Origin of the sequence: Actinomyces ruminis, from assembly GCF_002154335.2 — a bacterium.
GTDB lineage: Bacteria > Actinomycetota > Actinomycetes > Actinomycetales > Actinomycetaceae > Actinomyces > Actinomyces ruminis.
The window spans coordinates 1-13,413 of record NZ_MTPX02000070.1; the positions used below are offsets into that span (position 1 = coordinate 1).

Below are 13,413 nucleotides of genomic sequence, written 5' to 3' on the forward strand. Positions count from 1 at the left end.
CTAGACGGCACGAGCGTCTACCGGCGTCATACGTGCACCGACAGATTGTGATGTCTAGCGCCGATCTAGCGCGAGAGGCGTTTTTGGGCGTCTCGGAGTGTTGTGGGTTCGAGTCCCACCGGAGGTACCACCAGACTGAACGGCGCAAGTACACCCGCGCACCCAGCAGCAACCGGGTCCCTCCTCTAACTGACAACCCGTCAACCGTTCACAAAACGATCACGGCAATTTAGGGTAGGCAGTGCTAACCCGGCTGCTCTGGGGTAGGACCCGCGGAGCGGCTCACCCTCGGCCCTGAAGGAGCTCCATGCACGCGTACTCCTACTCGCGGCGCAACGTAATGCGGACGGCCGCCGGGATCGCCGCAGCACTGCCCGTAATCCTGACCGTCGGCGCCTGTTCCTCCCGCTCCGGCCAGGACGTGTCCGCTCAGGACGGCGCCACCCTGCCCGAGCCGATCGTTATCACCGACCAGCGCGACAAGACCCATACCTTCACCCGGCCGATCACGAGCGTCGTCACCACGGTCATCCCCTCCCCGTCGATACTCACGGCCATAGACCAGAGTTACGACCGGATCGACGGCGTCAACGAGTCCACTGTCAAACGCGACCGGGGCTCGGTGTTCGAGACCATGTTCCCCGCGGCGATCTCAAACAACACCATTGCCAACTCCGACTTCATCCCGAACGTCGAGGAGATCACCCGTATCAACCCCGACGTGGTCATCCAGTGGGCCGATCAGGGAGACTCCACCACCTACATCGACCCCATCGAGCCGCCGGATATCCGGTGATCGGCCTGCGCTACGGCACCCAGGAGTACCTGGAGCAGTGGATTCAGATGTTCGCAACCCTGCTGCAGCGTCAGGAGCGCGGTCAGCAGATCCTCCAGCGCATGCACGAGACCATCGTCTCATTGGAGGCCTTCGCCGCCGAACGGGACTCCTCCCCCACGGTGCTGTTCCTGCGCTCTGCTGGCGACTCCGGCTACAACGCCGGCATGAGTTCCAGCCGCGGCTACATGAACACTTGGATGACGTTGTGCGGGGCCACGAACATTGGCGCGGACATCGACTATTCGACCTCCAACGCCACCAGTGTGGAGCAACTGCTCGCCTGGGATCCGGAGATCATCTTCGTCTCCTCCATGACGGCCCTGACGCCGGCCGAGCTGTATGCCGACTCCGCCCTGTCCGAGTTGCGAGCGGTCAAGAATCATAAGGTATATGCGGTTCCCTCCGGCGGCTTCTGGTGGGATCCTCCCAGCGCGGAGTCGCACCTTACGATGATGTGGGCGGCCCAAATCGCTTACCCGGACGCGGCCACCTACGACCTGCGCGAGCAGATGCGGGACAATTACGACTTCCTCTATGGCTACTCGCTCTCGGAGGATGAGATCGATCAGATCCTGCGGTTCGATGACAATGCCGAGGCGCAGGGCTATGACCAGTTCTCCCGCTGAAGCTCCCTCCGGGCGGCCCCGCCGTAGCATGCCCCGACTGACGGTGGCCGTCATCGGGATGGTTGCGCTGACCGTGTGTTTGCTGGCGCTGGCAGCTGGCCGCTTCGGCATCCCGGTGGTGGAGGTGGCCCGCATGCTGCTCGACCGCGTGTTGCCGTTGGAGCGCACCTGGTACGCCCAGGAGGAGAGCATCGTGTTCGAGGTGCGACTGCCGCGAGTGGTCCTGTCCTTCCTCGTCGGTGCGGCGCTGGCGACGGCAGGAGCCGTACTGCAGTCGGTGTTCCGCAATCCGCTGGTAAGCCCGCAGGTGCTCGGCGTTTCTGCCGGAGCCTCCTTCGGCGGTGTGCTGACCATGGTGCTCGGGTTGGGATCCTCCTGGCTGGTGGGCGGCGCCTTCCTGTTCGGGCTCGGGGCGCTCGGATGCGTTATGGTGTTCAGCCGCATCGTCTCCAGCGCGCCGCTGCTGATGATCGTGCTCGGCGGCGTGGTCATCAGCGCTCTGTTCAGCGCACTGACCTCGCTGCTCACCTATGTCGCCGACCCGTACCGGGACCTGCCCGCCATCACGTTCTGGTTGCTCGGATCTCTAGCGACAGCCGGATGGGGCAGCGTGCTCACGGCTCTGCCGCCGATACTGCTGGGCGCCCTCACCGTCTTCCTGCTGCGCTGGCGGTTGAACATTCTGTCCCTCGGCGACGACGACGCCCGCGCCCTGGGCGTGCCTCCCACCCCCTACCGCAATGCGGCGCTGCTGGCGGTGGCGCTGCTTACTGCCGCAGCCATCTCGGTCTCCGGCGTGATCGGCTGGGTGGGACTGCTTGTACCCCATCTGGCTCGTCTGCTCGTCGGCGGCGACAACCGCGTGCTGCTGCCCGCCTCCTTCCTGCTGGGCGGCGGCTATTTGACCGCGGTGGACACGCTGGCCCGCTCTGTCGCCTCGGTCGAGGTGCCGCTGGGCATTCTCACCGCGATCATCGGCGCCCCGTTCTTCGTAGTCCTGCTGGTGCGCTTCAGAAGGCGGGTGTGGCTCAGTGACTAGCACAACCACCGGCACAACAATCGACTCGGACCGGACAAGGAGCTCCGCGGCAGTGCTCGACGCCACCGGCCTCGGCTTCCGCTATGGCCGTGGCGAGTGGATATTCCGCGGCGTCGACCTGCAGGTGGAGGCTGGGGAGGTACTGGCCGTGCTCGGGCCGAATGCACGCGGCAAAACCACACTGGTCACCTGCTTGGCCGGGGTGCGCAAACCCACGGAGGGCGAGGTGACCCGACGTGCGGTCATCGGCTTTGTCCCGCAGTCCCACGGCGCGACGGCCGCCTTCTCCGTGCTCAACATGGTGTTGATGGGCCGGGCCCGATTCGTACGCGCCTACGCCAGTCCGGGTCCCGCCGACCGCGAGGCCGCCGCGGCAGCATTGGACCGCGTCGGCATCAGCCACCTGCGCGACCGCGATTACCAGACCGTGTCCGGCGGTGAGCGGCAGCTGGTGCTCATCGCCCGCGCCCTGGCCACCGGCTGCCGGACACTCATCTTGGACGAGCCCGCCTCCGCCCTCGACCTGCGCAACCAGGCTCGTGTCCTCGGCGTCCTACACGCCCTGGCCGAGGACGGCATGGCGGTGGTGATGACCAGTCATCACCCGGAGCACGCCCTGCGGATCGCCGACCAGACACTGCTGATCGTGAATGCCGCGGATATTCGTGTGGACGGCACCGCCAAGCTGTTGACCGGCGCCACCCTCTCCTCGCTGTACGGCCTGCCGGTCACGACCCCCGAGGTAAACATCGGTGGCTTGCCGCAACGCGTCGTCGTCCCGGACTACGGCATCCGCCGACCCAGCGCCGGGTAGACCCCCGCCGTACGCACACCATTCCAAATAGGACGGAGAACACCAGTGCAGATGACGAACCGCTTTGGCTCATGCCCGCACCCGAGGGACACTCCCCCGCCATGGGGGCAGCCGCCGTGCCGGAGGGCTTCCATCCCCTCGACCCCTACGACCTGGACGTCGGCGCGCTGAAACACGCGCCCGGCGTCCTCATCTCCGGCATGTGCGACCAGCGGCACCTGGCCCGCCACCGTGAGCATTTCGATGCGTTCCTGCGCACCGGCGGCCGCATGCTGGTCAACGGCCACGTCGTCGAGGCCTGGGTGACCGGGCTGCCCAAATGGCGGCTGCTGGAGTACCACGGACCGCGTGACCTGGGCATCACCAGCCTGTCCGCCCACCCGGTGTGGGACGGCATTGACGTCGAGGAACTGCTCTACCGCTCAGGACCGCACATTCCCCGCACCCGGGAGGCCCTGACACGGTTCGGTGTAGCCGGCTTCTACGGCCGAGGGTATCTGATGGAACTACCGGAGGGCAGCACGATCATCAACGGCCTGGGCCCGCTGCGGGCACCGATCGACGTCGAGATCCCGGTAGGAGACGGACTGGTGGTGGTTCACGCCGGCCTGGACCTGGCCATCTTCGCCCATACCCCGGGCACCACCCTCACTCGATTCACCGATAACATCCGTAACTGGCTCGGAGGTGCAGCATGACCCCCGCATCCACACCCAACATCGGTTTCGCCCACACCGGAACCGGATCACAACTCCGGACCCTCGCGGACCCCGCGCTGCGCCCCTACCGCCTGGTAGACCTGTACCTGCCCGATGCGACGACGGCGGACTTCGCCGCTCTTGACGGGCTACTCGTTGCGGACCGCTCACATCCCCGGCTGCTCATGCGACACGCCGCCGCCATACGCGCCGTCGCCGAACGCGGCGGGACCCTGGTCGTCTTCGGGGAGAACTCCGCCCACGAGTGGCTGCCGGACCTGCAATGGCAGCCCCGACCCACCAACTTCTGGTGGTGGCGCACCGGGGAGGACTCCGGCATGCGGCGCCGCAGCCTGGAACACCCCATCTGGGACTTTCTGTCGGAGCGCTCGGTGATCTGGCACCATCACGGGATCTTCCGACCGCCCGACGGCGCGGTGCCGCTGGTTGCGCTTCAGGAGGACGGTGCCGAGGCGGGGGTGACGACCTTCCTGGATGAGTCCAGTACACCCGGCGCGATCCTGGTTACAACCATGGACCGTGCTACCACCATGGGGCGGGATTCATGCCCGGCGCCACGCAGCTGCTCTACTGCGTGCTGCGGTGGGCAGACACCCGGTAGTCGCTGCGCTCCCCCACGGTGTGCACGCGGATGGAGTTGGTGGAGCCGGGCGTGCCCGGCGGCATGCCGGCGACGATGATCACCTCGTCACCCGGCTGGGCCAGGTGTTTGGCCTGCAGCACCTCATCCACCTGATCGACCATGTCGTCCGTGTGCTTGACCTCGGGCACCTCGTAGGTCTGCACACCCCAGGAGACCGACAGCTGATTGCGGGTGGAGCGCAGCGGAGTGAAGGCCAGCAGCGGGATGGGCGAGCGCAGGCGGGACAGGCGGCGAGCGGTATCGCCTGACTGGGTGAAGGTCACCAGGTAGGTGGCGTCCAACTGCTCGCCCATGTCGGCGGCCGCCCGGGTGATGGCGCCCCCACGGGTCTGCGGGTAGGAGCCCAACGCGGCAATGCGCTCGCCGCCGTTCTCCTCCACATTCTCAATGATGTTGGCCATGGTGCGCACCGCCTCAATCGGGTAGGCACCCACGGAGGTCTCCCCGGACAGCATGACGCGTCGGCGCCGTCGAGAATCGCGTTGGCGCAGTCGGAGGCCTCGGCGCGGGTGGGGCGCGGGTTCTGGATCATCGACTCCAACACCTGGGTGGCCACGATCACCGGCTTGGCCTGGCGGCGGGCCAGCTCAATGGCGCGCTTCTGCACCAGCGGCACGGCCTCCAGGGGCATCTCCACGCCGAGGTCACCGCGGGCCACCATGATGCCGTCGAAGGCGGAGACGATATCCATCAGGTTCTCCACCGCCTGCGGCTTCTCAATTTTGGCGATCACGGGGATGCGCACGCCCACCTCGTCCATGATCTCGTGGACATCCTTGATGTCCTCGGCGTTGCGCACGAAGGACAGGGCGATCAGGTCGGCGCCGATCTTGAGCGCCCAGCGCAGGTCCTCGCGGTCTTTCTCGCTCAGGGCGGGTACGGACACGGCCACACCCGGCAGGTTGATGCCCTTGTGGTTGGACACGTACCCGGGCACCTCCACCCGGGTGAGCACGTCGGTGTCGGTAACGGCGGTGACGCGGACCGCCACATTGCCGTCGTCGATCAGCAGCCGGTCACCGGGGCGGCAGTCGCCGGGCAGTCCCTTGAAGGTGGTGGACACGCGCTTAACGGTGCCCAGGACGTCGTCGGTGGTGATGGTGAACTCGTCGCCCTTGTTCAGCATGACCTTCTGGTCGTCCACGAAGTTGCCCAGGCGGATCTTCGGGCCCTGCAGGTCCACCAGAATGGCGACGGCACGCCCGGAGGCCTCGGCGGCCGCACGCACGCGGGCGATGACCTCCTCCTGATCCTCGGCACGTCCGTGGGAACGGTTGATGCGGCACACGTTCATGCCGGCGTCGACGAGCGCCTGCACCTGCTCGGGTGAGTCGGTGGCGGGGCCCAGGGTGCATACGATCTTCGCTCTGCGCATGGGGCAAGACTAAATGACTCTCGCCCCTACGACGAACCTCCTGCGCGAGTTACCTCGTCGTTGAGCGGCCGATGCGAAATCACCACGAAGCAGACCAGCCCCACCAGGAAGATCAGAATGGAGGTCCACACGTTCAGACGCAGCCCGGCGATCACGTGCGCCTCGTCGATGCGCAGGCACTCGATCCACACGCGGCCGGCCGTGTAAACCATTACATAGGCCCACAGCAGCCTCCCGCCCACGGCGCCGTCGCGCCGTCGCAGTCGCCGCTCCAACCACACCAGGAAGGCGGCACCGGCCAGGTTCCACAGCGCCTCGTACAGGAAGGTGGGGTGGAACAGGGTGCCGGAGGTATAGCCGGCCGGCAGATGCGCGTCGTCGATACGCAATCCCCACGGCAGGGTGGTTGGGGAGCCGAACAGCTCCTGGTTGAACCAGTTGCCCAGGCGGCCGATGGCCTGCGCGACCAGCAGTGTCGGGGCGATGGCATCGGCGAACGGCGCCCAGCGCAGCCCGCGGTGGTGCACCATCCAGGCGGCAGCCAGCGCCCCGAAGAAGATGCCGCCCCATACGCCCAGGCCGCCGCGCCAGATCTGCGGGATCAGCGCCGGGTTGCCGTGCGCGCCGAAGTAGGCGTCCGGGGAGGTGACCACGTGTAGAGGCGAGCGCCGATGATGCCCGCGGGCACCGCCACCAGGGCCACGTCCAGCACCTGGTCGGGTGCCCCGCCGGCGGCGCGGTAGCGGCGGTCGCCCCACCACACGGCGACGAACACACCGGCGAGGATGCACAGGGCGTAGGCGCGCAGGGGGAACGGCCCGAGGTACCACACCCCGCGGGCCGGACTGGGGATGGCGGCTGCGAGCGCGGCGGCGGGGTTGAGCAGGGCTATGGGCACTTACGGCGCCTCTCGGTGGGGAGCGGGAAACAGTGCCGGGTGGCTGCCGGCGGCAACCAACTCGGCGACGAACTGCTGGGGGTCGGCGGAACGGATGACCGCCTCGCCGACCAGTACGACGTCGGCACCGGCGCGCGCGTAGCTCATGACGTCGTAAGGGCCGCGCACACCGCCGGTGGCGATCCGGGTGACGCCCGCGGGCAGAACCTCGGCGACCTGCTCGAAGCGGGAGCGGTCCACCTGGCGGGTCTCCGGGTCGCGGGCGTCGACGGCAACGAAGCGAGCACCGGACTGGACGGCGGTGATGGCCTCGGTCCGCGAGTGGGCCTCGACGACGGCCGCCATGCCCAGGGAGTGGGTACGTTCGATCAGGGACTCCAGGATCAGGGGCTGCAGGCGGGCATCGAGCATGAGCAGGTCGGCGCCGTGGGCGCGGGCCTCATGCACCTGGTAAGGGGTGACCACAACGTCGTTGACCAGTACGGGCACATCCACGGCGGCGCGCACGGCGTCCAGGTCGGCCAGGCGCCCGTGGGACCGTACGGGTTCGGTCACCACCGACACGCAGGCGGCCCCGCCGGCGGCGTAGAAGCCGGCCAGGATGGCCACATCCCCGACTCCGGACAGATCCGCGAAGGTGGCGGTGGCGCGTTTGACCTCCGCGATTACGGAGACGGCCCGGCCCTCGCCGTGCAGGGCGGCAACGGCGTCACGGCAGGCGGGGGCGGCGCGCACGGCCTCCTTGAGCTCCGTCAGCGGGACGCGCTGTTCGCGCTGAGCCACACAGGCTCGGGCCGCAGCGGCGAGCTCTTCGAAGGTGTTCACCGTCGGTCGCCCCCTTTAAGTATCTCAACCCTCATGGTTACCGGACGGGGCCGTACAGGCAAATCCATCCCGACTGGAGGGACGCTCCCCCACAACCGCGCCCAGGTCCCCGCCAGCTTGGAAGCAGGTGCGCGTGCCGGTGTGGCAGGCGGCGCCGACCTGGTCGACTTCCACCAGTAGGGCGTCGCCGTCGCAGTCCAGGTGAACGGCCTTGACGTACTGGTGGTGGCCGGAGGTGTCTCCCTTGCGCCAGTACTCCTGCCGGGAGCGCGACCAGTAGGTCACGCGTCCCTCGGTCAGCGTACGACGCAGGGCCTCATCATCCATCCAGCCGAGCATGAGCACCTCGCGGGTGTCGTACTGCTGGACGACGGCGGCCACCAGTCCGGCGGGGTCGCGCTTGAGGCGTGCGGACAGTTCGGGCGGCAACGGGGAGGGGCTGGTGTGAGACTCGGTCACGGGGGTCATTGTGGCACCCCACCGACGGGGTCCGGTGCTGCGGCTCAACGCACCGGGTGACCGGCGGCGCGCAGCGCGTCCTTCGCCTGCCCGATGGTCATGGTGCCGTAGTGGAAGACGCTGGCGGCCAGCACGGCATCGGCGCCGTGGTTGGCGGCGGCCGCGAAATCCTCGGGCTGCCCGGCGCCGCCGGAGGCGATCAGCGGAATGTGCACCGCGCGGCGCACGTCGTCGAGCATCTCCAGGTCGAAGCCGCCGGTGACGCCGTCGGCGTCCATGGAGTTCAGCAGAATCTCGCCGGCACCAAGTTCGGCGGCGCGGGCCGCCCACTCCACGGCGTCGATGCCGGTGGAACGGGTGCCGCCGTGCGTGGTGACCTCGTAACCGGAGGGAGTGGTCACGCCGGGCGGCAACGGCGGGCGTCCACCGACAGGACCACCACCTGGTTGCCGAAGCGGGAGGCGACCTCCGTGAGCAGTTCGGGGCGAGCGATGGCAGCGGTGTTGATGCCGACCTTGTCGCGCCGGCGCGCAGCAGCCGGTCGACGTCGTCCACGCTGCGCACCCCGCCGCCGACGGTCAGCGGCACGAATACCTGCTCCGCGGTGTCCGCGACGACCTGGAGCATGGTGGCCCGCCCCTCCGCGGAGGCGGACACGTCCAGGAAGGTGATCTCGTCGGCGCCCTGGGCGTCGTAGCGGGCGGCCAGTTCCACCGGGTCGCCGGCGTCACGCAGGCCAGTGAAGTTCACCCCCTTGACCACCCTGCCGTCCTTGACGTCCAGGCATGGGATTACACGCACGGCAACACTCATGTCTACTGCTCCTCCTTGCCGGCGTATGCGTCGGCAGATGCGGCTGCGGCTGGCCGCGCCGCGTCGGGGCTGGGGGTTACCCGCACCACGCCGGTGGGCGTGGCCTGCGGGCTGGGGGCGTCGGTGAGGGCATCGTCGGCGACGACGGCGAGGACGTCGATGACCACAGCCAGGGCGTCGTCGCCGGCCGCCTGGTCGGCCGGCAGGGCCAGCACGATGCGGCTGCCGACGGTGGCGTCCACCAGCTGTTGGGCAATGCCGGACATGGTGTTCGACATGTCGATGATGCCGGGGACGGTGGTGGCGCCGTAGTTGGAGGCGCGCAGGCTGTTATTGGACCAGTTGACGAAGGCGTAGCGAGCAATGATGACGTCTCCGGAGTTGATCTGCTGCCCGGTGCCGGCCACCAGCACACTGGCGGTGGTCCGGGTGGGGGCGTCCAGATCCTTCACGGACAGGGAGACGGTGCCATCGTCAGCGAAGGCCACGGCAGGCATGCCCGCGGCGGGGGCTTGGTCCTCGCCGGACGCGGTGGTGGGCAACACGTCGACAACGGTGATTTCCGTGGCTACGGCGCCGTCGGCGGCGGAGACGGGCGCACGCAGCACCAGGCGGGAGCCTCGGTGGCGCCGGTGACCGTGTCGGCCAGGACCTCACCGAGGGAGGTGGCGTCGACGGTGCCGCGGTAAATGCGCACGCCGGTGGAGGTACCGGTGGTGTTTTCGCCGCTGGTCCCGGAGAAGGTGGAGACGGACAACAGCACGGCGTCGCCGGCGGCAAGGGTGCGGCCCTGGCCGGCGATCAGCGTGTCGGTGGTGATGGCAGTGGCGGGGGCCAGAGGGGAGAGCAGGGAGACGACGGGGACGGCGCCGACCCGGCCGGCGACCTCCAGCACCGTCTCGATGGGGGCGTCGGCCGCGGTCACCTGGCTGGTGACGACGACGGTGGGGGCGGCGCCGTGGCCGAGGCGGGAGACGACGACGGGAACCAGCACGATCGCGGCGACGACAATGGCCGCCAGCACGACGGCGGCATGCCCGCGCGGGCGGGGACGGCCCAGGGCAGCGCCGATGGCCCGCTGGGCGCCGGTGATGGTCGGCGGCTCCTCCTCCTGGGACTGCGGGGCATCGGTCAATGAGCTGACGGCCGTCGGGATTCCTGGGCCGCCGTCAACATGAACGACCGCAGGCGGAGGCGCCGCGGCGTGCTGTTCGAGACTGCGCTGCCGGGCACGCTCGAACTCCCGCTCGAGCTCGCGCAGCTGGCGGCGGGTCAAGGGCTTACCGTCCGGCCCCGACGCGGGCACGGGCGTGGTCTCATCGGCGTACGGGTTCATGGGTTGGTAACGAGTATGCCAGAGCGCGGGGGCTCGGGCTCCTCCATGGCGGTCAGCAACGCGTCCACCCGCGCGTCGACGGCGGCGAAGGGATCGCGCAGGGCGACGGGGCGGGTGTGTCCGTCGTCGAGCTTGAGGTTGACCCAGTCGACGGATAGGTCGCGGCGCAGCTCTTCGGCGCGGGCCACGGCGGCGCCGCGCAGGTGGGCACGGGTGGTGGCCGGAGGCGTGTCGACGGCGCGCGGCAGGCGGTCTCGGGCACGATGCGTTTGAGCAGCCCGGTGGCCTCCAGGCGCAGGCGCAGTCCGTCGGCGGGGTCGACGTCGTGATAGGCCAGGGCCAGACGGGCCACGCGCGGATCGTCCAGACCGGTGTCGGCGCGCTGTGCGTAGCGGGTCAGCAGCTGCTGCTTGGCGGCCCAGTCCAGTTCGGTGGCCACCAGCGCCGGGTTCCCGGTGCGCACGGCCTCCAGGCCGCGCTCCCACAGCTCCAGTACGTGCCGGTGGGCGTCGGTCAGGTCCAGTTCGGAGTCGGCGTGGGCGCGCACGCGTTCCAGGTGCTCGCTCTGCAACTCGACGGGGGTGATGGTGCGTCCGTCAGCCAACTCGAGCAGTACGGTGCCGGTCAGGTCGTGGCAGGTGTCGCGGATCGCCCGCATGGGGTCGGCCAGGCGCAGGTCGGTCAGGTCGCCGCCTGCCTCGAGGTAGTCCAGCAGCAGGTCCATGGCACCGACCTTCAGCAGCGTGGAGCCCTGGGCGATGTTGGAGTCCCCGACGATCACGTGCATGCGCCGGTACTTCTCGGCATCGGCGTGCGGCTCGTCGCGGGTGTTAATGAGCGGGCGGGAACGGGTGGTGGCCGAGGAGACGGCGTCCTCCATCTGGTCTGCGCGCTGGGAGAAGACGTAGCGGGCGGGGCGGGTGCCGACCGGATCGGTGAGGATGTGGCCGGCCCCGACCAGGATCTGCCGGGTGACCAGGTGCGGGACCAGGGTGCGGGCGTCGTTCCAGAAGTCGCCGCGGCGGCGCACCAGGTAGTTCTCGTGGCAGCCGAAGCCGGTCCCCTCGGCGTCGAGATTGTTCTTGAGCAGGTGGATGCGGCCGGGCACCTCCTGGGCGGCCAGGCGGGTGTTGGCCTGCCGGGCCAGGTCGGCCATGATGAGCTCGCCGGCCCGGTCCTGGGCTAGCAGGTCGGTCAGGCGATCGCATTCGGCGGTGGCGAACTCGGGATGGGAGCCGACGTCCAGGTACAGGCGGGCGCCGCCGCGGGTGAAGACGTTGGAGGAGCGGCCGCGGGCGATCAGGGGGGCGAACAGCTCCCGGGCGGCATGGTCGGCGTCCAGCGGCGGGGGCCCGCCGTTCGTGGAGGCGCAGGTGATGCCGTACTCGGTTTCGACGCCGATGATCCGCCGGGCGGGGGCGCGGCGGCCGACGGGGTTGGCCGGGCAGGCCTGCACCCTCACTGCCCGCCCTTCTGGACGAAGCCCTGGACGAAGGCGGCGGCGTTTGTCTCCAGGACGGCGTCGATCTCGTCGAGGATCTCGTCAACGCCGGCGGTCTGCGTCTGCCCGGAGCCGACGGCCGGCGCCGGGTCGGGGACGGCGGGCTCGGGGGTGGGCTGGATCTGTTCGTTGAGGCTCATGGGCGTGACTGACTTTCTGAGTCTTCCGGTTCTGCGGGGGTGACGGCATCTTGGACGGCGCCCAGGATACGTGCCAACTCGGCGTCCGAGACGGTCACGGCGTCGGGCAGGGGCAGTCGCAGCAGCTCGGCGTGCCCGGGAACGTCCAGCACGAGGCTGGTCCAGGAGGCGGCGACGACGGCGGCGTGGTTGGCAACCGCCGTGCCGCGGACGGCGGCGCGCGTGCCGGCGGGCGGACGGTCGGCGGCGGCTCGATCTCGGCGTCGGTGGTCAGTCTACGGGTGCGGCCGGCGGCGATGAGCCTCTCGGCCAGGCCGCGCCCGGCGCGCAGGTCGGCCCACTGGATGTCGGCGGCCGCCAGGCGCGGATCGTCCCAGCCGGTGCCGGAGCGCGCGCGCAGTCCCTCGCACAGCTGGAGCTTGGCGACCCATTCCACCAGCTGCGCGGCGCGGGCGGTGGCTTCGGCCTGGGCGGGGGTGCCCCGGGAGGCCGCGTAATCCTCGAGCGCGGCGAGCGTCTCCTCCCACAGCGCGAGCGCCCGGGCGGTGGCCAGGCCGACGTATTCAGCCCCGGTTCCGCCGTAGTCCTCGCGCAGGGCAGCGGCGATGGCCTCCAGGTGGGCGCGTTGGATCTCCAGCGCGGTCAGCCGGCCGCGGGCGGTGGCGAGCGCGTAGGTGAGGGCGGGGTCGTGAGACATGGCCCAGTGCTCCTCGACCGGGTCGGCGGTGATCCGCAGGTCCGTGAGGGCGCCGAGGCCCTGGCCGCGGTCGTGGGCGCGCTCCAGGTACCACAGCAGCAGGCTCGTGGTGGCGACCTTCAGGTAGATGGGTACGTCGAAGCGGTTGGCGTCGCCGTTGATTACGTGCAGGCGGCGGAAGCGGGCGGCGTCGGCGTGCGGCTCGTCGCGGGTGTTGACAATGGGCCGGTTGAAGGTGGTCTGCAGGGCGATGTCGGTGCCCACGTAGTCGGCGCGCTGGCTGATCTGGAAGCCGGGAGTCTCGCTGCGCTGCCCGATGCCGACCCGCCCGGCCCCGGCGAACACGGGCCGGGTCACCAAGAACGGGATCAGGGCGGCGGCCAGGGTCTCGAAGGGCAGCTCGCGGCGCACCAGGTAGTTCTCGTGGGAGCCGTAGGCGGCGCCCTTGCCGTCGACATTGTTCTTGTACAGGACGATCTCCCCGTCCTCCGGGTCGAGGGCGGCCATGGCACGGCGGGCGATCACTTCGCCGGCGCGATCCCACACGAGGGCGTCGTGGGGGGTGAGCACCTCCGGGGAGGAGTACTCGGGGTGGGCGTGGTCGACGTACAGGCGGGCGCCGTTGGTCAGCACGGCGGTGCTGGCCTGCGGCAGGGCGGCCTCGGCGGCGCTGGGGCGCGGGCCGGGCTG

General features: G+C 69.6%; 11 protein-coding genes and 5 pseudogenes. 6 read left to right on the forward strand and 10 right to left on the reverse strand.

Going from position 1 to position 13,413, the window contains the following annotated elements; translation table 11 throughout:
* Positions 1-307 precede the first annotated feature (307 nt).
* The 6 genes from BW737_RS16325 to BW737_RS12980 all read left to right on the forward strand — a co-directional run bounded on the left by BW737_RS16325 (position 308) and on the right by BW737_RS12980 (position 4,716).
* Positions 308-796: a TroA family protein gene (locus BW737_RS16325; protein WP_180272220.1), complete on the forward strand. Its 489-nt coding sequence runs from the start codon at positions 308-310 to the stop codon at positions 794-796.
* A complete protein-coding gene (locus tag BW737_RS16330; protein ID WP_180272221.1) occupies positions 793-1,464 on the forward strand; it encodes an ABC transporter substrate-binding protein in 672 nt (223 codons plus the stop codon). The genes BW737_RS16325 and BW737_RS16330 overlap by 4 nt, the downstream gene beginning before the upstream one ends.
* The gene (locus BW737_RS12965; protein WP_086615955.1) at positions 1,445-2,503 is read left to right on the forward strand and encodes a FecCD family ABC transporter permease; all 1,059 of its coding nucleotides are present in this window, start codon (positions 1,445-1,447) and stop codon (positions 2,501-2,503) included. Before BW737_RS16330 ends, BW737_RS12965 begins: the two co-directional genes overlap by 20 nt.
* Positions 2,496-3,317, forward strand: coding sequence for an ABC transporter ATP-binding protein (locus BW737_RS12970; RefSeq protein ID WP_218961922.1), 822 nt, complete (start codon positions 2,496-2,498; stop codon positions 3,315-3,317). The genes BW737_RS12965 and BW737_RS12970 overlap by 8 nt, the downstream gene beginning before the upstream one ends.
* Before the next feature lie 71 nt (positions 3,318-3,388).
* Positions 3,389-4,015, forward strand: a complete 627-nt coding sequence (locus BW737_RS12975; protein WP_086615953.1) for a hypothetical protein — start codon at positions 3,389-3,391, stop codon at positions 4,013-4,015.
* Positions 4,012-4,716 carry a hypothetical protein gene (locus BW737_RS12980; RefSeq protein ID WP_218961923.1) on the forward strand — a complete coding sequence of 235 codons (705 nt, stop codon included), beginning with the start codon at positions 4,012-4,014 and terminating at the stop codon, positions 4,714-4,716. Before BW737_RS12975 ends, BW737_RS12980 begins: the two co-directional genes overlap by 4 nt.
* Here BW737_RS12980 and pyk read toward each other — a convergent pair.
* The 10 genes and pseudogenes from pyk to BW737_RS13030 all read right to left on the reverse strand — a co-directional run.
* Positions 4,604-6,054: pseudogene (gene pyk, locus BW737_RS12985) on the reverse strand (pyruvate kinase). The gene BW737_RS12980 and the pseudogene pyk sit on opposite strands and share 113 nt — an antisense overlap.
* Positions 6,055-6,080: 26 nt before the next feature.
* Positions 6,081-6,952: pseudogene (lgt, locus tag BW737_RS12990) on the reverse strand (prolipoprotein diacylglyceryl transferase).
* Entirely contained in the window at positions 6,953-7,777 is an 825-nt protein-coding gene (locus BW737_RS12995; RefSeq protein WP_086615952.1) for an indole-3-glycerol phosphate synthase TrpC, read from the reverse strand.
* Between the two features lie 24 nt (positions 7,778-7,801).
* Positions 7,802-8,236, reverse strand: coding sequence for a phosphoribosyl-AMP cyclohydrolase (gene hisI, locus BW737_RS13000; protein WP_257210834.1), 435 nt, complete (start codon positions 8,234-8,236; stop codon positions 7,802-7,804).
* A gap of 44 nt (positions 8,237-8,280) precedes the next feature.
* Positions 8,281-9,049: pseudogene (gene hisF, locus BW737_RS13005) on the reverse strand (imidazole glycerol phosphate synthase subunit HisF).
* Between the two features lie 2 nt (positions 9,050-9,051).
* Positions 9,052-9,657: an FKBP-type peptidyl-prolyl cis-trans isomerase gene (locus tag BW737_RS13010; protein WP_086615950.1), complete on the reverse strand. Its 606-nt coding sequence runs from the start codon at positions 9,655-9,657 to the stop codon at positions 9,052-9,054.
* Positions 9,618-10,385 carry a hypothetical protein gene (locus tag BW737_RS13015; RefSeq protein ID WP_086615949.1) on the reverse strand — a complete coding sequence of 256 codons (768 nt, stop codon included), beginning with the start codon at positions 10,383-10,385 and terminating at the stop codon, positions 9,618-9,620. The genes BW737_RS13010 and BW737_RS13015 overlap by 40 nt, the downstream gene beginning before the upstream one ends.
* Positions 10,382-11,841 (reverse strand): annotated as a pseudogene (gene pafA, locus BW737_RS13020) (Pup--protein ligase). Before pafA ends, BW737_RS13015 begins: the two are co-directional and overlap by 4 nt.
* Before the next feature lie 2 nt (positions 11,842-11,843).
* Positions 11,844-12,026 carry a ubiquitin-like protein Pup gene (locus tag BW737_RS13025; protein ID WP_086615948.1) on the reverse strand — a complete coding sequence of 61 codons (183 nt, stop codon included), beginning with the start codon at positions 12,024-12,026 and terminating at the stop codon, positions 11,844-11,846.
* Positions 12,023-13,413: pseudogene (locus tag BW737_RS13030) on the reverse strand (proteasome accessory factor PafA2 family protein); the annotation flags it as partial. The pseudogene BW737_RS13030 and the gene BW737_RS13025, both read right to left, overlap by 4 nt.

What these genes read in the sequence shown, in the direction of transcription:
- BW737_RS16325 (WP_180272220.1), top strand. Translation starts at nt 308, where the DNA reads ATGCACGCGTACTCCTACTCGCGGCGCAACGTAATGCGGACGGCCGCC.
- BW737_RS12965 (WP_086615955.1), top strand. Translation starts at nt 1,445, where the DNA reads ATGACCAGTTCTCCCGCTGAAGCTCCCTCCGGGCGGCCCCGCCGTAGC.
- BW737_RS12975 (WP_086615953.1), top strand. Translation starts at nt 3,389, where the DNA reads ATGCCCGCACCCGAGGGACACTCCCCCGCCATGGGGGCAGCCGCCGTG.
- BW737_RS12980 (WP_218961923.1), top strand. Translation starts at nt 4,012, where the DNA reads ATGACCCCCGCATCCACACCCAACATCGGTTTCGCCCACACCGGAACC.
- BW737_RS13015 (WP_086615949.1), bottom strand. Translation starts at nt 10,385, where the DNA reads ATGAACCCGTACGCCGATGAGACCACGCCCGTGCCCGCGTCGGGGCCG.
- BW737_RS13025 (WP_086615948.1), bottom strand. Translation starts at nt 12,026, where the DNA reads ATGAGCCTCAACGAACAGATCCAGCCCACCCCCGAGCCCGCCGTCCCC.